Raw genomic sequence first — 23,599 nt, 5'->3', positions numbered from 1 at the left:
CGCTCCTTTTAGTATGTGATATCGTATCCGTACCGCTCTTTCAACGTTTGACCCAGACGGCCCTTAATCCGCAGGTAAGCCTCAGCTGCCGCACCGTTCCCCCAATCGAAGATGGTGAATGTCCCCATGCCTCGCCCCTCCTCATCCACAACACCATCATGACCGTAATTCTCCATCATGAAGCCGTAATCCTTCTCGTTAAAGAAAGGATACGCCCGCTCCCACTGCCCTTTTGTTTTTTCGTTTTCGGGACAATACATCATGACGAACGAGGCCTGCAAAGCGGCTAACCCGCGCTCAATATATTCTTTTTGGTCCAACTCCACGCCATATTGCAGAATCAGCTCAGCAAACAGGCTTTGCCGGGCATCATTCCATTCCCCGTCGCAGTTCATGACGCCGAATCCGCCTACTACGTCGACGTACAGATAGGGCGGCTGCCAGGAAGCCTGCGTCATCAGCATTTCATCCAGCACACGTTGGCCAACGATCATATATCGTTTGTCACCGTTTGTTTTATACATATGGTATAACGCTTCCGCCGTCCAAAACATGGAGAAATTGCACTGCTTGAACATGTTATTCCTAGCCACTTTGTTGCCTGGTAGCTCATCGCGCCCACAACCGCAGCAGGACCAATACGTCTCGAAATCCTCCCACCTGCCGGTCGGCACGATCTCCTGGATAACAACCTTAAGCGCCTGCTCTGCCGCTTCCATGTATTTGGAATCCGGGCGCAATTGGTGCAGCTTAATCAAAAATGTGACGGAGAGCGACGTTTCCGGGGACTCCCGAAGGATATCCAGCGGTGCTAACGTATCCTGATCCAGCCAGGCTGGAAAATATCCTTTCTCGTCCTGGAGGGCCACGAGCGCATCCGCATAGCGCACGGCATATGCCAACAGCCTTGGATCCGGCTCGAGCTCATCATGCCATCGAAGCATGAGCAGCGCCGTCCAGCTCATATCCAGCACATGATAAGGCGCTGCAGCGATCGCCCCCCAAGGATCGACCGGGCTGCGATTGGAATTTCCCCAGAAGGCTAACGCCCAGCTCCCGGACCGATTGACCTGCTGTCCATCTACCATCACCCGCTTCATCTCCGTCGCGATGACGGCGGGAAAGAACCCGCCTCGCTGCGGGGCCGCCAGCGCAAGCTCCTTCATAAGCATTGCCTTGCGAACCAGCTCCGGATCGTTCTGTTCCTTACCGTGTCGGTAGATGCCTTGAGCAGAGCGAAGGGAGCTGAACCAAGCCTGATTCCAGATCGATCGACTCTCCCTTTCGTTCGCCACGCCCGGATAATTTGGACTTTGACTCACATCGGCAATAAATACCGGTGCGCCTACGTTCCGTCCGTCCCATTCGAATTCCTGCCATACCGTTTCTTTCCAATGGCGAAAAGCCCAATCATAAGCATGCCTTACATAGCTGTCTAGGCGGACCTCCTCACGGATCGATTGACCGAATTGGGCATGGCCCCATCGATCCCATAAAAACTGCAGCAACGATCGCCAGGGGTTCAATCCGGCCTGATCATGATCCGCCATTTTCAAATAGAAACCGAACCGTATCGTTCCGGAAGGATATGAAGCGCCATTCACTTTCTCAAACAGCACATGCTCGCTCACCCGAGTTCGGCTCATTCCCAAGACAAGTTGGTTATTAGGGGCATCCAGGTCCATGTACCAACGAGCGTCTGCATCCTTCGTGATCAGATCCAGATCCGGTATGAGCATGAGCGTCTTTGTATCGTCATGAACAATGAGCGCGGGCGAACGAAAGCAATGCTGATCCATCACATGACGGGAAGTCGGCGTTAAATGAGGCGCCCAGTGAAAATGTGGCAGGAATGCCGGCTCCAAACGCATCTGCCAGTCATCCTGTTGAATCGTCTGCTCCAGCTCGAATGTCAGCACGCAGTGGATCGTCTCTTTATCCAGCTGATGCAGACTTACCTCTGGCGCCGTTTGCCCGATATCGTCGTAAACCCACTGCTTCACAAAAGAATCCGGTAATCGTTTCATGGATGTCTCCCTTCTTTCCGGTCTCTCAGCCACTTTCGTCAATTCTTAACCACGCTGAAATCGTCAACCTGAATCCACATATCCGATGTGGCCCACATCCCGGCGTAAATCTCCAGACTATGATACTGGCCCGAGTTGAAGCGAACTGTCTTCAGGGCGTATCCAGGGATGTTCTGAAATGAAATTTCACTTAATACCGGACCATCGCCAAGCTGCCTTACGCCAAAATATCCGTCGTTATTGTTGTCTGAAGTACGGATCCATGCCGATAAAGTGTATTCGGTATCCGGCTCGACAAAAATCTCTTGCTTGATCGCATTCCAACCGCTGCTTGCCCTTGCATATCCGTTGTTTGCCCCGGTGCGTGCAAATCCAAGGTTACGGTCTACCCCGGCTGTTCCGTTCGAATACCAAGGCGACGACAGACTTGAAGAGGATTGGGATTCAAATCCGGCATGACCCACGAGATTCAAATCCTTCACCAGGGACATATCGTCAACCTGAAGCCAGGTGTCTCCGTTTGCCCACAATCCCGTATACAATTCCACGACGGAACGGTTCCCGGAATTAAAGGTCACGGTCAGTTCCGTATAATCGCTCAATTGAGCAAAGGAGGTTTCCTTAATAACGGCCCCATCAACTGGCTCCCTAACCCCGAAGTGGCCTTTCGTATTGTTGCTGGACGTACGAACCCAGCCCTTCAAGGTATAGTTGGTATACGGCTGCACAACCACCCGCTGCTTGATCGCGTTCCAGCCGCTGCCGTTGCGTACATATCCATTATTCTCACCGGTTCGGGCATTTCCGAGCTGGCGGTCCAAGCCGCCTTCGCCCGTAACATACCATGGGGCCATGACCGGCGTTTCTCTCTGCGTTTCGAAGCCCGGGTCCGAGATGATATTATCGCCGAGCATGTCAGGGGTCAGCGTAGTTTTCATTAGATGGGTATTGTAATCCGGGTACCAGGTGGACATGATAAAATACAGCTCAGGCCCGTTATTGGACAGCGGATGCATATACGCATTGTACTGACCAAGGCCCGTGAAATCTCCAGGCACCAAAATTTTCTCTCCGCTCCATGGACCGATCGGCGTTGCCGCATCCCGCATGACGATCGCCTGCCGATCTTCGTTCAGATAGGTCATGATATACCGTTTGAAGTGGGTGTTGTAAGCTACGGACATCTCGCCTGCCACACCGATCGCCACCGGCCGGGCTGCAGACTGGGCCGCCGACCAGCCGCTCCCGTCCCAATAACGATAATCCCCGATATTCAGCAGCCCATTCTCCGGTACCCGTGCAAGATATACGTCCCCAAAGCGGCCGTTCGGCGTAGCATACATATACACGAATCCGCTGTCCTTAAGGAACGCTGCCATTTGAAAAGGATTGTTCCAGGTTGACGTGTTGTTATACCAGCGGGCGGAGGGACTCTTGGTCCAGTTCTGTCCGTTGTCATCCGAGTAAGCGATGCCGGAGTAATTCGTATACCATCGGCCGGCTGGGCCCCAGTGGTTGACGGACATGTAATGGATATAATGCCTGTTGCCAACGGTTACGCCTGCCGTCGGGATGACCGTCATTTCATCATTGTTGATTTTTTTGGAGGGAAGAATTTCCTTGGCGTGGCCTGGCTTGCTCTGAATCATTGTTGAGAATGCAAGACCATCCTCCAGATTCGTATCCGATGAAATGGCCAGCACATTGCTTCGGTTCCAGTTGCCTGCCGTATCGTTGGTATCGCCGAAAGCAATGAAATATTCGCCGCCGCCCTTATCCCACACGATGCCTAAATCCGTCCCGCCGACATCGTAGTTTATGTGGGTTTGATTCGGATTCGGCATGGTCTCTCCGGCAGGCGTTGCACCTGTAACCCGGGCGATCATCTTCGTGCCTTCTGGCGTCAGCGCTTCGGCGCTGCCCGCCCAAGTGGAAGCGAATATCATGGAAAAGGCGAGAACACCTGTCGTCATCTTCTTCATAAACATTATAGATACCCTCCTTCACATTATCGCTCTCAAGCAGCCGTGTAATATCTATGTTCTCGAGTTCAAGGCTAGATCAACTCCAGCATCGCGATGCTTCGGGCTGGAAGCGAGAGCAAGCGCCGATCATCTTGCTGCGGATCGCAATCAACGGCCTGCTCACCCGTAAGCGTGAACAGCCGCCCGCTCACTGCCGTTTTCCCGTAGTCTTCCGGTCGAAGATCTATACGTATCGTTTGCTCCGCTTCGGTCACATTCGCAAAGAACAAGCCAACATCGCCTTGCTCATTCTGCCATGCCGCATGGATAACGGAATCGGTCAACAATTCTCCTGCATTGTTATATTCCGGCGTTTCCTTGCCATGGTTATAGTGAAACCATTTCATAGAAGTCTGCGGGCTGTCGAAGGAGAGGGGCCGAAGCATGGTCCCATACGACCAGTACGCCTTCGCCGCTCCGGTCCGAAGCCGTGCATACAGCGCCAAATACTCGGCCCGCTTCGTCGAAAAGGCATACCCGCGAGGATCAAACGGGTAGTAATGCTCCGCCGCCGTATTTTCGATCCCGTCCAGCGCCTCCATCGGACTGTATTCGTAATTCAATTCGTATAAACCGCCCCAGATATACGTGCGTGCCACCGTAAAATAGTAAAGCTCCCCGATTTCCTCTGCCAGCTTGCCCCAGCCGTCCAATCTCAGCGCGCCGTACTCATGATACACGTATGTGAACATCGGGATCAGGCGGGCATCGCCTGACTTTAACAGCTCCCGGATCGGCCACCCTTCAAGCGGCGCTGCGGGCTGTCCTCCGGCCCGCGCCTGATAATAGTCGATCAGATCGAGCATCGTCTCATTGATCATCTCGGTGCCCATGGGGATGTAACGTTCCGCAATTTCGCACATGGCCGCCTTCGTATCCGCATAGTTCCTCCGGTAGGCCTCCTCGATGATGCTGCCTGCTCCCACCGGATGACCATGGTTTTCATCCATGCAGACCTTTAGAATGTTGTTGGCGGAGATATCATAGTAAATCGCATCGATATCGTCGCTTCGCTGCAGCGCCGCATCCCGTTTCACATGAAAATCATGGGTATACGGATGGGCCGGACAGAGGAACGGGAAGCGGTATGCATCCACGCTTTTTTTCAACTCGGGAAATTTCTGTTCTGCTTCCTTGCCAAGCTCTCCGTCGGCTCCGTCAAAATGGTACAGGTAATCGAACTCGAACGGGGCGAAGCGATGGCCCAGCTTTCGAATCAGGGCGATGTTCTCCGGGTTGAACCGGGTCGGGAACCAATCGCCATATCCTCCCGGCACGCCGCTGCCGAACGTCTGCGGCCGATGCGTCCAGTCGGGGCCCAGAATGTGAAACATCGGCGTTCCGATGCTGTCATGATACTTCTGAATCCAGGCCGTGCGGTCCGATCCCGCATTGACTCCGAAGGTCGCTGCTCCCATGTCCTCATGCAGCCATTGGCTGCCCTCCTTCGCTGCCCTGCCCGAAAGCTTGCCGCGTGAACACCACTTCTGCCTTACGGCCCAGCTCTTGTATCGGTCAGCAGCTTCGTACCACCCGCTTCCTGACAGAAGCGACACCTGTACCGGGTAATGAGGCCGTATCCCTTTGCCGGGTCCCATATCGCTGCAGCCATGGATCACGGAGGCTTCCAGCATGCCATTCCCGTTCTTGTAGAAATTCAGCCATTTCGGATGGCCTTCGCCGTCCAGCGCCGCGAAATACAGCCCGCCCCTGCCCTTGCCGTAATAGGTAAAGAACTGCATCGTCGCCCCCGAGAAGCTTTCGGGGTAAGGCATAAAACGAAACCCGATCCCGTTCGTTTCAAAAACCTTCATCGGATCGTTAACCTCAAATCCGGTCGCGAAGGGATGGGCAATATAATCCTCCTCGCCATCCTCCGTAATCGTGGCCATGTTCGGGACAACCGGATATTCCAGGCTTAACACCCTGTCTTCCGAGTGGTTATCAACCCCGCATTTGAATTCAATACCGTTCTCTTCCGCCATGAGTGTTACGGACGACGTTACGACCATGCCTTCCTGCGTGTGCCAGCATAATCGAACTTGATTTTGCCCGGATGCCGCACGTTCCCAGCTCCATTCAAATTTTTGAAAAGAACTGCTAACCCCCGCGTCTGTCTCAAGTCGAAACGGATCCGTATGGCCACGGCCGGAGTCCGCGATATAATCGATCCCCTTTAAGCGATCGCGAACAGCTTGGATCGTTCCGTTATGCTCGCTGATCTCAACCCGAATGCGTCTGTTCTCAATGATAATCATGCGCCACCTCCACTTTTTCGCATTGAAACGCTATTTCAATCCGGAGATTTTGATTCCTGAAATGATGTGCTTCTGGAAGAAGAGGAACAGGACAATGGTCGGCAAACAGGAAAGCGCCGAACCGGCCATCAGCATGCCCATTTCCGTTGCACGCTCGGAACGGAAGGTGTACAAATATTGCATAATCTGAAACAGCTCCGGGTTGGTAACCGTCATCGTCGGCCATACGAAGGAATTCCAATAGGCCAAATAGGAGCCGATGCCTACAATGACAAAGACCGGGAACGACATGGGAATGAAAATATGGGTAAAGATCTTGATCCTGCCCGCTCCGTCGATCAGCGCCGCCTCTTCGAGCGCCATAGGGATATTCAGATAGAATTGGCGGATGAAGAACATATGTCCCGCAGAAGCGATCCCGGGCAATACGAGCACAGCAAGCGTATCGAGCATGCCCATCTCATTCACCACGATAAAAGAGGTCAGCAGGATCGCCATGCCGGGAATGAACATGGTGATGATGACGTAGACCCACAGAAACGTCTTGAACCGAAATTCGAGCCTGGCGAAGACGTATGCCGCCGTAGCGTTGACGGCCAAGCTCAGCGCTGCAAATAATACCGCGCCCCCGAATGTGACGAGCACCGACTGAATGAAGGCCGAATCGCCGAGAATGTCCGTATAATTCTGAACCATCCACTTCTTGGGGAAGAATCGGAACGGCGTGGCAAGCACCTCCGCCTTGTCTTTGAACCCGGCGATGATGACCCACAGCAGCGGGAACAGAGCCATAATTGTCACCAGACCGGTCAAAAGTGTCATCAATGTTTTCTGAACTCCGTTGAACGTTTTCATCAAGTTATCCTCCTGTCTTCCCTAACCGTCGATCGCTTTTTCCGAATTCAATACTCTGAAGATGATGGCCGAGATGCTGCCCAGAACCACGAACAACAGCAGCGATGCCGCGATGGAATTGCCGACCATGACGTCGTTGCGGAAATGGTTCAAGATATACAGGTTCGGCGTTGTGGTCTCGCTGAGCGGTCCGCCGCCCGTCATGACGAGGGACAGCTCGAACTGTGAGATTTGCGCCGTAAATCCGGTTACGAGCAGATACAGAACCACATTGCGCATGAGCGGAATCGTGATGTACCACATGCGGACAAAGGTGCCCGCTCCCTCCAGTTCCGCAGCCTCATAGTAGCTCTTCGGAATATCGTGAAGACCTGCCAGCATGATCAGCGTTGTGAGACCGAAGCCCAGCCATACGGCAGGAGCGGCGATACTGGGCAGCGCCGTAGCCACATCCGCAAGCCAAGCTTTCGGCTCATATCCGAACAGTCCGATGATATAATTGGCTAAGCCGCCGGCATAATCGAAGATAAAAACGAAGATGACCGATGCCACGATCCCGGAAATGATGGTTGGGATGTACACGGAGGTCTTCACGACGCTTGCGAAGCCGGAGCCCAGGTTCTTAATGATGTTGGCGAACAGAAACGAGAGAATCAGCATCGTCGGAACGACCATAAGGGCAAACTTGAGCCCTACCCAGATGGACTGGAGAAAGAGGTCATCCGTCAGCACCATATAGAAATTCTGTAAGCCCACAAAGGTGGAATCCTGGTAGAAGCTCCAATTATAGAAGCTCACTCGCAGGGCATAGAAGAAAGGTATGATGACAAAGATCGTTAGCAGAATGACGATGGGTGCGAGAAGCAAATAAGCCACTCCGTTATCCTGCCGGAAATTTTTCTTAAACATATAGAGTCACCACCATGACCTAAGGATGAGGCAGCCATCCGAAATCGGATATCCGTATTTGAAGGGTTGATCCCCGATGGCCGCCTGAGCGCTAATTTTTCGGATTTGTGCCGGCAAGCTTGTTTTTGGTAATGAAATCGTTAATATCCTTCTCCGCTTTCTCCAGCGCTTTGTCCACTGACGTTCCTTTCATTGCGGACTCAATGGAGGTGGCGAGCGCGAAGCTGATGTCCCATGGATAGATTGGCTCCGCTTGGGAGTAAGGTATGATCTGTTCGGAGACCAGCGAACGCCATGCATCCTTCGATGCATCCGGATCGGACTTCATCGCTTCGTCCACCGATTTGCGCGGGGAGAACTTGGAGAATTGGGACGTCTTGAAAAAGTCGATCATGATGCTCGGATCACCCGCCAGGAGGTATGAGATGAAATCGGCCGATTCCTGCGGATGCTTGGATTTCCCGTCAACTGCCAGCGACCAGCCGCCGAGCGTTGCCGTCGGTTTCGTCAAATCGCCGTCCATCGATGCCATTGGTGCGATCCCCACTTTACCAACCATATCTTTATAAGTGTTGCGAAGCTGTCCAATTGCCCAGGAACCGCAAATCTGGATGGCAATCTTGCCCTCGCCGAAAGGCTTGATATCCGCATATCCGGCCAGAGCCTGCTTCGGCATAACGCCGGACTGGTAGGCTTTCTGGTAAAAATCCAGGAGCGCCTTGTATCCGTCATTGTTCACGTCCGCTTTGGACCAGTCCTCCGTCACCGCAAGATGTCCAGCCGCGTTGTACTGCAGCCCCCAGCTCGACCAGCCCAGATCCGGAGCCGTTTGCGCGATCGATAATCCGAACACGCCTTTCTTGGTCAGCTTCTGAGCCGTCTCCAGAAGCTCCGTCCACGTGGTCGGCGGCTGATTCGGGTCAAGCCCGGCTGCCTCGAACATGTCTTTCCGATAGAACATCACGGCTGACGGTTCAACGAGCTTCGGGTAAGCATAGTACTGACCGTCGACGGCTACAAAATCCTTCATGTTGTCGTACAAATCATCGAATGCCGCAGAATCCATCAAATCGTTCAGCGCCATAAGCTGACCCGTCTTTGCCGCGTTGGCCACATTGCCGTAGTTGATCGTTCGGACATCCGGCGCTTTCCCCGCGGCTTGCGCTGCCTTCATCTTCTGGTCCCAAGCGTCAGCCGGAACAATCGTCAGTTTCACTTCGACTTCGCTTTGGGATTTGTTGAACTCGCCAACCCATTTTTTGAACCAGGCATCGGTGGTATCCTCAAATTTTTGCGCCCAGAAATCGATCACTATTTTGTCGCCGGCGCCGCTTCCGTTGTTTACGCTTTCATTTTCCGGCGGATTGCTTAAGGCTCCCCCTCCGGGACCGCCGGATCGTCCGCCGCAGCCTGTAATGAACAATACGAGAACCAGAATTGCGGAGAACAGAACACGCCAGGATTTGAAGCTGATGGTTGTTTTCTGCATCATGAACCCTCCTTATAATGGATCAAACTATCTAAATGCGATTCGCATTTAAACCGAACATGAATTGAATCCGTTTTCATTTTTCCAGCGAGGCTTTAAACCAGAAGACGTTGTATGGATCCCATAAAGACAAGGTAAAGTAGATCGTTTGCCCGTCATTTTCGGTATACCGGTCATTCATATAGGGACCGTACAGTCCCGGATAATCCTCGGCTCGGACCAAATCCAGAGGCTTGCCCCATGGTCCCCATGGCGTTATGCCTTCACGTATGACAACACCCCTACCTTCCTTCAGATATGTCATCAGCCAGCGTTCCAGATAAGCATTCCATACAACCGAAAGCTCGCCTGCCGTGTCATCCACCACATCTATTGCATCCTTCATATCGGTGCTCCACTGGGGATTGCCGTCAGCATCCACGCCGCTAAAATACTCGTACTTGGACTGCTTCTCGATGTGCTCCTCCCCCACCTTCATAAGCTGAACGCCGCCAAAGCGCCCGGCTGGAATGCACCAGAAATAAATGTTCGAGCCGCCTGCGTCATTCTCCACCTTATAGGGGCTTACCTGAATGAAATTGCCATCCCCCGGCCAACGGAGCTGGTCCTGCAGCTCCCAGGTTTCTCCGTTATCAACCGATTTGGCGACGCTGCTGTAATTGGCTTCCCACTTCCCCGGATCTCCCCAATGTTTGACCGACATGTAGTACAAATACAATGCATCTCCTGCCGCAATGCCGTGGGTCGGGATTTTTGTCATTTCTTCGTAGTCGATTTTGGCGGAGGGCAGCAGTTCCTTGGCCGTTCCGAATTCATCCGTCACCATGCCTTCAAATGTGATGCCGTCAGCCGCCTCCGCATCCGTTGTATAGGCCATCGTGTTAGAGCGCCAGTAGCTGCCTCCTCCGCCAGTCTGTCCCGGCTCCCTCTCGCCGAACGTATCCCCGAACACGAAGTAAGTTCGTTCCCCGTCGTTCATCATGGAACCGAGGTCGGTCCCGTACACCACGTAACGATCCGTGTGATTAGGCGATGGCTCGCCGGTCAATTGCGTAATTTGTTCCAGGCCGGTTATGCCTTTTAATAAAAACTCCTTATCTGCTCCATCAAGCTGGGGATTCGCCTTGCTGCCGTTCGCGCAGCCACAAAGCAGCAAGAATAGGCCGGCAAGCAAAGCCGTTTTCACCCTCAAGCTCATCTCCCCTTTCGATTCGATATCCCACCCTTGATATCAAGGGTTAGAATGGCCGAAGATCTGTTTCATGCTGGCAGGGTTAAGCGGCTTGATATCCGGCAGAGGCAATCGTTTATCAACCTTTGGCAGTTCAGGGAAAGGGCGATGCGGTTCTGCCTGATACCAATACGCTGTTGAGGAAACATCGTCGCTGCGATGATTGTTATGGCCGTGCTCAATCGTGACCTTGATGCTGCTCTCAAACATGATCGGGTCCAGGATATGATAACGGTACGTGGAGATTTTGCCGCTCCAGTTCGGTCCCCCTCCCAAAATAATGCCATGATACGGGGTGCACACCTCCTGCTGCGGACACCAGGCCGTGTTGAAATAATCCTCCATGCCCGTTCCGTGCAAGGTCGGAGGCCACGGTTCCCCATCGATGAAGATCATGTCGTCGCCTTCGCCGTACCAGTTCCATTCCCGCGTATCGCGCAGGTTGTGGACATTGAAGTTGCAGCCGATGTAATGGCCCTTTCCGACCGCGTCCAAAATGACATAGTTGCCGCTGCCGGTCGTATTCTTGCCGCCGAATTCGTAGTAGGCGTTATCCACCCCGTTGTCCGGTATCCCGTCGGTCGGATTTTCCCGGTGCCACTGGGCATGGAATCTCAGCTCCTCCTCAGGCAGCTTATCGTAGGATTCGTAATCCACATAGAAATAAAATTTGATTGGATGCTCCGCCTCGCTCTCAATCGTAATGCGGGCTCCATCCGCATACGGCATACGGAAGAAGCTGTTGAATGCCTTTCCGTCCTCGGGACTCATCATCAATGCCGCTGACGTATAATTTTTGGTGAGCCCGTGCCCCATTCCGAAAAAATCGCCAATCGGAGCTTCCACGCTGGGCTCCGTCTCTTGGTCCCAGTACATGCGGAGAACGATTTTACGCGGCAAATACAATTCCTCCGCAGGGACGTCGCTGGCCATTGTCATCCAGATGTGAGTGATGGCGCCAGCGCCCGGAATACTGCAAATTTCGGTCAGATCGCCTGGGTTGATGGAGAAGTAGTCTTTATTGCCTCCAGAACGGTCGTAGCTGGATTCCCGTTTTCTTTTTCCGGTTCGGGTAAGGCTTAGTGAAGATAATGCTGCATGATTGTTCATGAATGATTCGCTCCTTTATGGGTTACGGATGATGGTTGAACGTACTTCGTAATGCCGTTTCACAAATTGTGACATCGATTGCAGAATTAGTTAATACGGAATGCAGGTCTTTCCAGAACCTGCATTCCCAGTTTATGAGTCCAATGCTACCCGGCGATATTACGTCGTGGCCAGACGTTCATATAGGCGTTTATTTTAGGCGTTAAATCTTTCATTCATTCCGGTAATTTTCCGCTCTTTAATGTCTTCAAGCGTTTCAACACCCCGTTTTCGCCTCTTCCCAAATAATCATGAAGTCCTTTATATTCCTTGTATAATTGATCATATACACGCACGTTGGCCTCAATCGGCTTAAAGGTCTCTTCACGAACACGAGCTATGGCTTCTGCTGCCTCTACGATGCTCCCATAGCCTCCCCGCTCTTTGCCTGCCGCTACGGCGCCGAACATAGCTGCACCAAAGGCAGCCGTCTGGACGGTATCCGCTACTTTGATTTCCTTGCCGGTAACGTCGGCATAGATTTGCATCAGCAGCCGGTTTCGCTGCGGCAATCCACCGCAAGCATAGAGTTCCTGGACTTCAACGCCGCTTTCGGTAAAGGCTTCGATGATCGCTCGCGTTCCGAAGGCGGTGGCCTCCAGAAGCGCCCGGTATATTTCCTCTGGCTTGGTCTGCAGGGTCAATCCAAGGATGACACCGCTCAGATCGGCATCCATCAGTACGGAACGGCTTCCATTCCACCAGTCGAGAGCCAGCAGGCCGGTTTGGCCAGGCTCATATTGCGACGCTCCCCTCTCAAGCCACTCATGTATGCCGAGGCGCTCTTCGGCAGCCTTGCGTCTTACATATTCCGGCACTGCCTCATCCACATACCAGGCAAATATATCGCCAACGGCCGATTGTCCTGCCTCATACCCGTAATAACCGGGAATGATCCCGTCCTCAACGACACCGCAAATCCCTTCTCCCGTCACTTCCTTGTTGCTTAATATCAAATGACAGGTAGAGGTTCCCATGGCGAGCACCAGTTTACCGGGGGTTACGACACTGACGGCCGGCACCATGGCATGGGCATCGATGATGGCTACAGCTACCGCGGTTCCTGGCAGAAGCCCGGTTAAGGCTGCCATCGAGTCGGTTAATCCGCCAGCTTTTGAACCCAGTGGCTTGATCGGGCCTCTCAGCTTCGCCTCCACAAGGGTCCCGAACCTCGGGTCAAGCGACTGGAGGAACTCCTTGGACGGATATCCATCCCGTTTATGCCAATTGGCTTTATAGCCTGCGGTGCAGCTGCTCCGTGCGAGCTGACCGGTCAATTGCATGACCACCCAATCGGCAGCCTCCATAAACAGTACAGCGTGCTCATACAGCTCGGGAGCTTCATTCAGAATCTGTAAAGACTTCGCAAGCATCCACTCCGAGGACAGCTTCCCTCCGTAGCGTGCAAGAAATTTCTCCCCACGCCGCTTAGCGGCCTCATTAATCAGGTTCGCTTCATCCTGAGCCGCGTGATGCTTCCACAGCTTTACCCAGCTATGCGGATTGTCCCTCCATTCCTCGAGCATGCACAGCGGAGTCCCCCCGGCATCCAGCGGCATCATCGTGCATGCCGTGAAGTCGATGCCGATCCCGATGACTTGATCCGGAGATACGTTAGCCTCCGAGAGCACGCGCGGGATGGATTGCCGAAGCACCTCTATGTAATCATCTGGATGCTGCAGCGCCCAATCCTGCTCCAGCTTCAAACCCGAGTGGACCAGCACCTCGTCCATGACTCCATGCGTGTATGGCGTCACATGGGTAGCAACTTCTTGCCCGGTCGCGATATCAACCAACAGAGCTCTGCCCGATTCCGTACCAAAATCCACGCCAATGGTGTATAACTGCTTCATGTTATCTGCCTCCTATTTGTACAAAGGACCGTAAGCCGCGCATGCCCGGTAATCGGCCGAGACCGGCTCCAGTCCGCCAAAGGCGGTCCAGGCGCTTGGCCGGAATATCCGTTCCTCCGGAACGTTGTGCATGCATACCGGAATGCGGAGCATTGATGCCAAGGTGATCAGTTCCCCGCCGATATGACCATAACTCATAGCGGCATGGTTGGATCCCCAATTGCTCATCACGGTATATACATCCCTAAACAGGCCTTGACCAGTCAGATTCGGCACGAACCAGGTCGTCGGCCATGTAGGATCGCTTCGCTGATCCAATATATCGTGTACCGCGTCCGGCAGCTCAACGGTCATCCCCTCGGCGATATGAAGGACCGGTCCAACACCCGCAACCCTATTGATTCTCGCGATCGTAACCGGCATACCTTCCCGGGTCGTAAAGTCGGTCGAGAAGCCTCCCCCGCGAAAGAAATCAATAGCCGGACACCATTTGACCGCATCGAGGCAGTCCTGAACTTCCTCCTGCGTGATTTCCCAGAACGGCTTCATCGCCGGTCTGCCGTCCTTCGTCTGCCTTCCCGTTCCGTCAAGGGCAGCAGGCCCGGAATTGATCAGGTGGATCACGCCCTGCGCCGCATTCCCCTCAAGCTGATACCCGGTTACACGCTTTACGGCTTCCGGGCTCCAGTATGTACGAACATCCGCAAATACCTGGGCTGCATCCGTGAGAAGATGTCCGAACAGCATCGTGATCCCATTCAGATTGTCGTTCTCCGTTGCGACCATGTAGGGTTCTCTCAGACCATTCCAATCAAAGGAGGAGTTCAGTATTGCCTCCATGAAATCCCCGGTCGGAAAATAATCCGTCCAGGCACGTTGTCCTTGAAAACCTGCAGCCAGCGCATTTCGCCCGAGCGCTTCCTCTCCGTATCCCATTTCCGCCAGCTTCGGATTCCCCACCATCAAATCGCGGGCAATCAACGCCATCTTCGCGACGGTCTCCCAATCCTGCTGCTTCTGCTCATCGGTTCGCTTCAAATGCTTTGGATTGACGTCCGCCCCAGGTTTGCAATTTTCTTTAATCCAGGAAAGCGCCCGCTCATATTCGTCATGATCGTAAATTTCCAGCTCGATTCGTCTTACGAATTCCGTCATATCCACATATTCATTTCGCATCCCAAGATACTTCTGGAAAAAACCCTCGTCGACGATACAGCCCGCGATTCCCATAGATACCGTGCCCATCGACAGATACGAAGTACCCTTCATGGTCGCTACGGCAAGGCCAGCCTTTGCAAATTGTAGAAGTTTCTCCTCTACGTCAGCCGTAATTTCGGTATCCCCGATATCCTGCACATCCCGACCATAGATAGAGAAAGCCGGAAGTCCCTTCTGATTATGCGCGCCAAGAGCTGCTGCCAGATACACGGCACCGGGGCGCTCCGTTCCGTTAAATCCCCAAATGGCTTTCGGCCTTGTCGGATGCGTATCCATCGTTTCCGTTGGATAACACCAGGAGGGAGTCACCGAAATGGTAAGACCGACATTCTCCCTGGCAAATTTCTCCTCCGTACGAGCAGCTTCGGCTACGCCTCCAATGCAGGTGTCAGCCATCACGCATTCTACCGGCAGCCCGTTGCTGTGCCTTAGCCGTTCGGTAAGCAGACGCGCCGTTCGCTTCGCCATATCCATCGTTACGTCCTCCAGCGATTCCCGAATGCCTCCCCTCCGACCATCTACAACAGGTCGAATACCAATCCTCGGCAGCTCCATCTGCAATCGATTGCAGTTGTGAGTTTGATATTGCATCGTCATCATCCTCTCTGTTTTTAGAGCGGCAGCATATAGAATCAATCCAGCTGTTTCACTTCATTGCTGTAAATCGCTATTTCAGGTTCAGACAGCGGGGCCTCATCGCGAATTCGACGCAGAAGAATCTCGCCGGCTTTGATCCCCATGTCATAGGGATGCTGCTCCATATAATAGAGTCCCGATTCCTTGAGTAATGGACCGGCCTCTACTTCACCGAAAGAAGCTACGGCCATATCGGCCGGAATCTTTAGACCGCTGCGCACAATCTCAAGCAAAACACCGAGACTCATGCGGTTATTCAGGGATATAACCGCAGTCGGCCTTCTTTCCGCTGCCAGAAAATGCTGTATCGCACGGATTCCGTCCTCCGTAGAAAAGTCTCCATTATACACCATGGGTTCCTCGTTCAGACCGTATTCCTTCATCGCTTTCCGGACACCGTCAAGACGTTCCCTGCCTGTGCTGGATCTCGTCGGTCCATTTACTACACCAATTGCAGTATGACCATCCTCAAGCAGCTTCCGGGTCAGGCGGGATGCGCCCTCGGTATTGTCCTCGGCTACCAGATCGAGAGTCAAACCCGCTTCCGGCGAGTCCGGCTTCCGGTCTACGAGAACAATCGGCATTTTGGAATCCGCCAGCTGCTTGATCGCCGGATCATTGCCGCCTGACGTCGCCAGTACGACGGCGTCCACGCGCTTTTCCTGCATAAGCTTAAGCAGTCGTCTTTCCTTGTCCGGATTCTCATCCGAGCTGCAGAATATAAGCTGAAAGCCTTCTTTGCCTACAATGTCCTCAATACCTCTGGAGATCCCCATAAAATAAGGGTTGGAAATATCGGGAACGATGACCCCGATCATATAGGTCCGGTCCTGCTTCAGACTGCGGGCGATGGCGCTTGGACGATAATTCAATTGGTTCACCGCCGCCATCACTCGCTCTTTAATTTCATCGCTTACATAATCGCTGTCGTTCAGCACTCTTGAAACGGTTGCCGTGGATACTTCTGCTGCCGCTGCTACTTGTTTAATCGTTGCTTTTGCCAAACATTGTTCACCTCAAAACGTCATGATTCCGCTATGTAATCGATTACGTAAACGATTACAATCACAGATTACAAGAAGGGACATGCTTATGTCAACCCTATTTTTTAAAACTTCAGAAGAGAATTGTACTCGACTTTTTGCATAGCTCTAACTGATCTCATTCTTGGGCGATTGGATGCCTTATCACGCTGCTTCTAATATAGAAAAAAGCCCCTTACCATTATGCAAGGTGGCTTCAGGGGGCTCCGTGTACTGCTGTAATATTTCACGAATCTATCTCCCTCTTGTTAGGAAACCTGATATTTAAATACGTGTTGTTCTTCAATATCGACCTTACCCTAGCGATCGTATCCTTTCTAATGGGGGGGTGGTCCACTCTGCTAAGCAAAACCCAGCGCAGACACGCAATGGCTTCAAACAACTCAAGCTCAACGGCTTCGTAACGGTTCTCGTCACAAAAGGCAGCTCGGTAAAAAGACGCTTGCTTCTCGCTTACATATATCCACATTAAGATAGTCGACCATGCGATATCATATCGGGGATCGCCCATTTGGACATTCGTCCAATCGATCACGGTCAGTTCGTTTTCATGCTCAAGAATATTGCCAAGGTGATAATCGCCATGGATGATACATTCTTGTTTCATGTTCGCACGCTGAACAAGCTCCATCAATGGATGTTGGATATCCGGGAACTCATCAATTCGAGGATAAAAATAAGAGACGAAGTCATAACTCGGCAGCCTGGAGCCGTTCAGACTATCCAGGGGCAGCTTATGTATATCCATTAGCATCTTCGCAAGCTTTACTAGTCTGGACTGATTGACTTTTAGTACGGGCGTGCCGTCGTAACTGGTCAGCATGACTGGATTGCTATACCGGTCTGTCCCCCAGCCCAAGGGCTTCGATACATCTCTACCATGCGAATACAATGCATTCAATATTTGATACTGGATTAGAACATCGGGCTTGGACGCTTTATTCCAAACCTTCAGTACGTAGTCTGCCGATGGCGTGACGATCTTCGCCACCTCTGCTTCCAGACCGGAATCTAACAGGATGACTTGCATTGCAGGTTCATGTTCCAACAATAGCTCAAGCGTCTGGCTTTTCTCCAACCAAATGATTTCCCGCAAATTACGTACCTCCGTCATGATGCAACGACTCGATCGTTGCGAAAATATGGGAATAAACAGCCTGGACATTGGTCTCATTCATTACACCGTTGTATAAACCGTAACCCCAATGCTCCGCATCCTTGCCGTAATATCCGGTTGCATACATATCCGATGAAAGATCCGGAACCTCATCGTAAGACAATTCTTCGATCGTGAAGGGGACATGAGATTTTTTAGACTCAATATAGAAAAAGGGAACTTCAGCCTTATTATATACTTCTGTATACTTGGGCGCAGAAGCTTCCACCAGATGTTCTTTTGTTATGAATATGGCGTCAAGCTCCGCGGAAAGGTCTGGATCCTCTAGCTGCTGAAACGTAACTTCTTTAAAACCCACATGCCCCTTCTCCCTGACTTGCGGTGTTTCTCCGATCACACCAATGACGAGGCTTCTACCATCATATAGGGGCGTATCCATCGAATCTCGTTGAGCATTGCCATTGATCAGAATAACCAATACGAGTAATAGGACCACTATCATTCTTCTCTTCATGAAAATCTCCTTTGGCAAATTTCCCTTACTCACCAGCGCATTCCATGTCTCTTATCCCATTAATCACCTTTCCAATAACTCCATATTATGTGTATTTTTAAGCTTCGTAAACACTTATCTCACCTTGAATGCAAATCTCCACATCAAAAAAAACGCGTTTCGCGATTTTTTTGAACTTCCGTTTACTATTTCTCTGCTGAGAAGCTTGCTTTTCCTAATGAAGTCCGATGCATTCTCCTAGATGCTCCCCAATCATGTATCACATTTAGGACCTCTTCAAATTCTCTACCTTGGTCTGTCAATGAATATTCCACGGTAACCGGCATAGTCGGCAATACCTGACGGTTAATGATGCCGTTTTGCTCCAGATGCCTCAGGATCACTGTCAATGATTGCGTGCTGATATTGCCCAAACTCCGACGCAAGCGGTTAAAACGCTGAGGACCATCATGCAGTTCACCAATTACGTGAACTGCGCGTTTCACTGCGACTATTTTTAAAACCTCGCCAATAACCTCCGTACATTCTTCATAATCTTCGCTATGCTCTGAACGATCGCTCAAGTCATCGCCACCCTAACGTAAAGTAAGTTGGTCTATATTAAATGATCTAATCAATAAATATTGCCTACTGTTATTGTTGATTTAGAGTCATTATAATTTGGCACATAGCTGTGATCAAGGTGCAAACTTGAATACTGCATCACGTATCACCTGGAATCGCGCGATTCTCTTTCTGAATGGGGTCACATATCCGGAGATGTGACTTCGAACAAAAAAATATAACAGGAGGAGACAATACATGTCGACCACCATTACTACCATAAAAGAAATTCGCGCACCCTTATTCGCTATCATCATTGGCATGTTTATGGTCCTGCTTAATATGACAGCCATGAATGTGGCCATTCCTAATCTAATGAATTCCTTTCAAAGCTCATTATCATTTATGCAATGGGCGACCACGGGTTATATTCTTGCTGAAGCGGCCATCATTCCTGTAGCCGGCTGGCTGGCTGACCGTTTTGGCAGCAGGCGCATGTTTATCCTGGCAATCTTCATTTTTACAATCTGCTCGATTCTGTGCGCACTCTCGGTCAACGCAGAGCAATTTATACTATTTCGTGTACTTCAAGGCTTAGGAGGAGGCATAGTCATGCCGATTGGTTATGCCATTGTCTTTCAGATCAGTCCTCCGGACAAGGTAGGGACCGTAATGGGATCGTACTTGGGCGTTCCCATTCTTATTGCACCAGCCATCGGACCCGTGTTTGCCGGGTGGTTGGTGGATAGCGTTAGCTGGCCCTTTTTATTCTGGGTGAATGTACCTGTAGGCTTATTAGGAATCTGGTTTGGACTACGCTATCTTCCTAAACTGAAGAGTCAGACTCAAGCTAAGCTGGATAAACTCGGAATGATTTTTGGTCCAATCGCTTTTGCCGCCCTCGTATATGGCGTGAATCAAGCGGGCGATGCCGGATGGGGCTCCATACAGACCGTTATCGGCCTTGCGGTTGGTGTTGCGGCGCTTCTACTATTCATCCTGATTGAACTTGGCAAGAGCGAGCCGCTCCTTGAGCTGCGAGTGTTCCGCTCCAAGTCTTTTACAAGTGCTATGTTAATTCTATGGATAACTGCTGCCGCATTCTATGGAAACTTCTTTCTGGTTCCCGTTTATCTCCAGCAGGTGAAAGGACTTAATGCTTTTGATACTGGGCTTCTCATGATATCACCTGCCATTGCCAGTATCGTACTCATGCAGATTGGTGGACGTATGTATGATCGGTTTCGTAGTGTAAAGCTGCTTGTTATTATCGGTACTGCACTTCTAGGTCTGGGAGCATTCTTGCTCTTTACGGATTCATTTGGCAGAGGAAAGGGAATCATAATTGTCGCAATGACCTTAGCCGGATCCGGCCATGCATTATATGCTATGTCTTTGAACGCCTTCGTTATGAACGCTGCACCGCAAGGATTAATCAACCGTGTTACATCCCTAAACAATGCCTCACAGCAAGTGGTGGGCTCCTTTGCCGTGGCTGTCTTCTCAACATTGTTGACAACCCGTATTTCGGCTTCTTCTCATTCCGTACCGAAAATCGATGCTTGGGCTGATGCGTTCTCGTTTACATTCCTTGTTGTGATGGCTGTGGCCGCTCTTGGGGTCGTCATGGGATTATTGCTCAGTAAGCCGTCGGAACAAGTGGATAAACCCATCGATCAGCCAACAGCTTGATAAGATGAAGGATGGATAAAACAAGAATCCCCCTCAACAGGGGGATTCTTCATTATAACCAATTAAAACATGCTTACTTTCACTTATTTCTTAGCGGCTCTTTTCCGCTCTCCAATCAGAGGGAATTCACCGATCCGAAGCCTGGCGCTTCCGTATGGTACCAATTCCAATTCCGTAATGGGCTGTCCGTCCGTATTCGGATGAAGCGGAGGGTTTCCGGCGTTGTTGCCTTCCATCTTCCAATCCCGAATCAGCTGGCCTTTCACCTTCACCCTGACAGGTGCATCCTTCGCCAGGAACGGCTGGCGGACCATATCCTGCTCAAGCACCTCGAATGACGTATCGGCGACCAAACCGTATTTCCATGGAGATGCAGGGTAAATCTCCCAATCGTGGAACATGTCGCGCTGCCGGATCATCTGCCAGTTCTCTTTCACGGGCAGCACATACACCAGCGGCCCTCTTTCAATGCTGGTAGCGTACATGCTGCGCGTAACAGTCTTCACTTCCATCGGCAAATGAATATCCAATCGGTCGCCGTTCTGCCAGTTCTGTACGATTCGTGCATAACCGGACTGCACCTGGAATGGCAATTCGCGCCCATTCAGAGTAATGACGGGATCGTCGCACCAGGCCGGGATGCGCAGCGATAGAGGAAACGATGCCTCGTATTCCAGCGACAAATGAATTTGAACGCGATCCTTGAACGGATATTCCCCGGTTACCTCGACGACAGCCGGAACACCTTGAAGACCGACCGTCGTTCTCACCGTGCATGGGGCATAGGAAACGGCAACAAGCCCGTCCTCCCGGTCCTTCATCCACAGGTGCGACGTCAGCTTGGGCCAGCCCTGATGCATGTTGGCCGTGCAGCATCCGAAGTTCGGCTCCAGGCCGAAGACGTTGGCATCCGGACTGTTGCTCCATGCCCGCGGAGCGACATTGCAGATCATCTGGTTGACTTGCTGATCATACTGATGCGAGGTCCAATCCGGGGAGATGGCGGCGGGCAGCGCATTAAATGCGACCTTCTCCAAAATATCCCCGAAACGTCCATCCCCGAAAATACGCGTCAGCTGCTCCATCGAGAACATATATTCCACGACGGCACATAATTCTACGCCTTGACTCGGATGGGTGCCGGATAACCATTCGTCTCCGGAGAACATGCCATGCGCTTGACCGTGATACGTCATCAGGGAATCGATGCCCCGATGCACGCTGTCCCGCTCCACAGGATTGCCACTCAATTCAAACAATACGCCCGGCGTTTTAATTCCCATCGCTACATTCACGACATGGGTTGTCCAATCCCACTCTTCGACCTTTCGCCAGAACGGAAAATCATGAAAGATATCGCTCCAGTCCGTTGTTTGTGCAGCAACGATATCGGCAAGCTCTAACAGAAAAGGTTGCTTCGTACGTCGATATAACCACACGATGCACAGCAGCATCTCAGCACCCCTGGTTTGCGCCCAGCCCCGCAGCGGCTGTTCCTCGATAACCGAATGGACATAAGTAAAAAACTTCGTCAGAAAAGGAATGATCCGTTCATCGCCCGTTGCTTCTTCATGCTGCATCATCACTTTCAGCATGATCATGTAATGCCACCAGTCCTGCTCCTTGTCGATATCCTGATTGACGGAGGTTATGCGAGCCGGACCGAACATGCCATTCTCCTGCTGGCTCGCAAGCGACCACTCAATCCAGCGATTCGCTTTGGCAATCAAAGTCTCGTCTTCGAGCAAATGAGCTAGCGGAAGCAAACCGTCAACATAATAAGGTCCCCGTTCCCAGCTCTCTCCCTGGCCGCCCAGCCACCCGTTCTCATCCCCTACGTCTTTCCACTGTTCTTCCAAATGTCCGGTAAAACCGCTTGCTTGAATCTCCAACTGACTCTTAAGCCATCCGGACGGTTTAATCGCTCGAAGCGGTAAACTGTTAAACGCAGTCTCATGCAGCATCAACTTCCACACTCCTTGTTTCTGTTTTTGTAGGTGCACTCTGGTAGAAATATACCATCTTACCCGGGCGGTGCCCTATACACAGAAACAACATCTTTTTATCCGATTGCAACATGCTGGCGTATTGAATCCGGACCGGCAAAGCAATTATCATAGAGAAAAGTCCGTTTTGAGGAGGAGGCCTGGTCGCAGATGATCTTCCAGTTCACGGCGCCGCCGTTGCCCCACTATATCATTTGTGGAGAAGATACCTATCAGGTAGGAGACAAACATCCGGATCGCTATAACATCGGGGTCTTTGATCTGATTCTGGTGACAAAAGGGGCGCTTTTCCTGGAGGAGAACGGTGCTGCTTACAGGGTGAAGGCCGGCTGCTACTTGATTCTAAGACCGGATGCAGCCCACCGGACATTTGAGCCCTGTCAGGAGGAAACGCACTTTTATTGGCTGCATTTTCAGACGCTAGGGTCTTGGATTGAAACAGAGGAGCTGACCCTTTTTGCCTTATCGCAAACCGATCTGCCTTATGTGCAGATCGAGCGTTTCTCTTTTTATATACCCAAGTACGGAGAGCTGCCGTCGATAGAGCAGGCGAAACTCCTGTTAGAGCAAATCCAGAACCTTCAGCCATCGTCTTCTTCCGCGGCACGCTGGAAACAGCAGCAGCTGCTGCATGAGCTGCTCCTGCTGCTTCAAGCCGAAGAGGACGGGATCCAGCATCAGAATCCTCAGTATGCTATAGCCGAACGAACCGCCAACTATTTAAGACAACATTACAAAGAACCGGTTAGCTATCAGAGATTATCCGATGCCATGCACTTCCATCAGAACTATCTGTCGATCTGCATGAAAAAAACGTTCGGCTGCACGCCCCTGGAATTTCTAACGCGGCATCGGATCGAACAAGCCAAGCGATTATTGATCCACACCAACGATCCGATCGGACGCATTGCCGAAGAATCCGGATTCGGTTCTTTTCCGTATTTCATTCGCTGCTTTATTCGGTATACAGGCTTTAAACCCAAATCCTTTAGGCAGAAATACCGTTCCTAACAAAGCGTTCACGACACAACGATT

17 protein-coding genes are annotated in these 23,599 nt (G+C 51.6%); 2 read left to right on the top strand and 15 right to left on the bottom strand.

What is annotated here, in order from left to right:
- Positions 1-8: 8 nt before the first annotated feature.
- The 14 genes from M4D81_RS08230 to M4D81_RS08165 form a co-directional block, all read right to left on the bottom strand.
- Positions 9-2,027 carry a glycoside hydrolase family 88 protein gene (locus M4D81_RS08230; protein ID WP_260065536.1) on the bottom strand — a complete coding sequence of 673 codons (2,019 nt, stop codon included), beginning with the start codon at positions 2,025-2,027 and terminating at the stop codon, positions 9-11.
- 38 nt (positions 2,028-2,065) lie between these two features.
- Positions 2,066-4,015, bottom strand: a complete 1,950-nt coding sequence (locus tag M4D81_RS08225; protein WP_260065535.1) for a glycoside hydrolase family 183 protein — start codon at positions 4,013-4,015, stop codon at positions 2,066-2,068.
- A gap of 68 nt (positions 4,016-4,083) precedes the next feature.
- The gene (locus tag M4D81_RS08220; RefSeq protein WP_260065533.1) at positions 4,084-6,309 is read right to left on the bottom strand and encodes a DUF6259 domain-containing protein; all 2,226 of its coding nucleotides are present in this window, start codon (positions 6,307-6,309) and stop codon (positions 4,084-4,086) included.
- 30 nt (positions 6,310-6,339) lie between these two features.
- A complete protein-coding gene (locus tag M4D81_RS08215) occupies positions 6,340-7,164 on the bottom strand; it encodes a carbohydrate ABC transporter permease (protein ID WP_260065532.1) in 825 nt (274 codons plus the stop codon).
- Between the two features lie 21 nt (positions 7,165-7,185).
- Positions 7,186-8,073, bottom strand: coding sequence for a carbohydrate ABC transporter permease (locus M4D81_RS08210; protein WP_260065530.1), 888 nt, complete (start codon positions 8,071-8,073; stop codon positions 7,186-7,188).
- Between the two features lie 91 nt (positions 8,074-8,164).
- On the bottom strand, positions 8,165-9,565 hold the full coding sequence (locus M4D81_RS08205; RefSeq protein WP_260065528.1) for an ABC transporter substrate-binding protein: 1,401 nt from the start codon (positions 9,563-9,565) through the stop codon (positions 8,165-8,167).
- 73 nt (positions 9,566-9,638) lie between these two features.
- Positions 9,639-10,760, bottom strand: coding sequence for a glycoside hydrolase family 183 protein (locus M4D81_RS08200; protein WP_260065527.1), 1,122 nt, complete (start codon positions 10,758-10,760; stop codon positions 9,639-9,641).
- Positions 10,761-10,793: 33 nt separating this feature from the next.
- Positions 10,794-11,903 carry a glycoside hydrolase family 172 protein gene (locus M4D81_RS08195; RefSeq protein ID WP_260065525.1) on the bottom strand — a complete coding sequence of 370 codons (1,110 nt, stop codon included), beginning with the start codon at positions 11,901-11,903 and terminating at the stop codon, positions 10,794-10,796.
- Positions 11,904-12,118: 215 nt separating this feature from the next.
- Positions 12,119-13,795 (bottom strand): ribulokinase, encoded by a 1,677-nt coding sequence (locus tag M4D81_RS08190; RefSeq protein WP_260065524.1) that lies wholly within the window; start codon positions 13,793-13,795, stop codon positions 12,119-12,121.
- A gap of 12 nt (positions 13,796-13,807) precedes the next feature.
- On the bottom strand, positions 13,808-15,604 hold the full coding sequence (locus tag M4D81_RS08185) for an L-fucose isomerase (protein WP_260065522.1): 1,797 nt from the start codon (positions 15,602-15,604) through the stop codon (positions 13,808-13,810).
- 41 nt (positions 15,605-15,645) lie between these two features.
- Entirely contained in the window at positions 15,646-16,653 is a 1,008-nt protein-coding gene (locus M4D81_RS08180; protein WP_260065520.1) for a LacI family DNA-binding transcriptional regulator, read from the bottom strand.
- A 265-nt stretch (positions 16,654-16,918) separates the two neighbouring features.
- On the bottom strand, positions 16,919-17,788 hold the full coding sequence (locus tag M4D81_RS08175; protein ID WP_260065518.1) for an aminoglycoside phosphotransferase family protein: 870 nt from the start codon (positions 17,786-17,788) through the stop codon (positions 16,919-16,921).
- A 1-nt stretch (position 17,789) separates the two neighbouring features.
- Complete coding sequence (locus M4D81_RS08170) at positions 17,790-18,323, bottom strand: hypothetical protein (RefSeq protein ID WP_260065516.1); 534 nt, start codon at positions 18,321-18,323, stop codon at positions 17,790-17,792.
- 185 nt (positions 18,324-18,508) lie between these two features.
- Positions 18,509-18,886 carry a winged helix-turn-helix transcriptional regulator gene (locus M4D81_RS08165; RefSeq protein ID WP_071220426.1) on the bottom strand — a complete coding sequence of 126 codons (378 nt, stop codon included), beginning with the start codon at positions 18,884-18,886 and terminating at the stop codon, positions 18,509-18,511.
- A 238-nt stretch (positions 18,887-19,124) separates the two neighbouring features.
- On the opposite strand from M4D81_RS08165, the gene M4D81_RS08160 reads away from it, so the two are divergent.
- A complete protein-coding gene (locus M4D81_RS08160) occupies positions 19,125-20,558 on the top strand; it encodes a DHA2 family efflux MFS transporter permease subunit (RefSeq protein WP_260065514.1) in 1,434 nt (477 codons plus the stop codon).
- Between the two features lie 83 nt (positions 20,559-20,641).
- Here the strand turns inward: M4D81_RS08160 and M4D81_RS08155 are convergent, their stop codons facing one another.
- Entirely contained in the window at positions 20,642-22,522 is a 1,881-nt protein-coding gene (locus M4D81_RS08155; RefSeq protein ID WP_260065513.1) for a glycoside hydrolase family 127 protein, read from the bottom strand.
- Positions 22,523-22,714: 192 nt separating this feature from the next.
- On the opposite strand from M4D81_RS08155, the gene M4D81_RS08150 reads away from it, so the two are divergent.
- Positions 22,715-23,575, top strand: a complete 861-nt coding sequence (locus M4D81_RS08150) for an AraC family transcriptional regulator (RefSeq protein WP_260065511.1) — start codon at positions 22,715-22,717, stop codon at positions 23,573-23,575.
- The last annotated feature ends 24 nt before the right edge of the window (positions 23,576-23,599 follow it).

Origin of the sequence: Paenibacillus sp. p3-SID867 (assembly GCF_025142895.1) — a bacterium.
Taxonomy (GTDB): domain Bacteria; phylum Bacillota; class Bacilli; order Paenibacillales; family Paenibacillaceae; genus Paenibacillus_AQ.
Note: the sequence above shows the minus strand (reverse complement) of the source record. Positions and strands in the feature narration are given on the sequence as shown.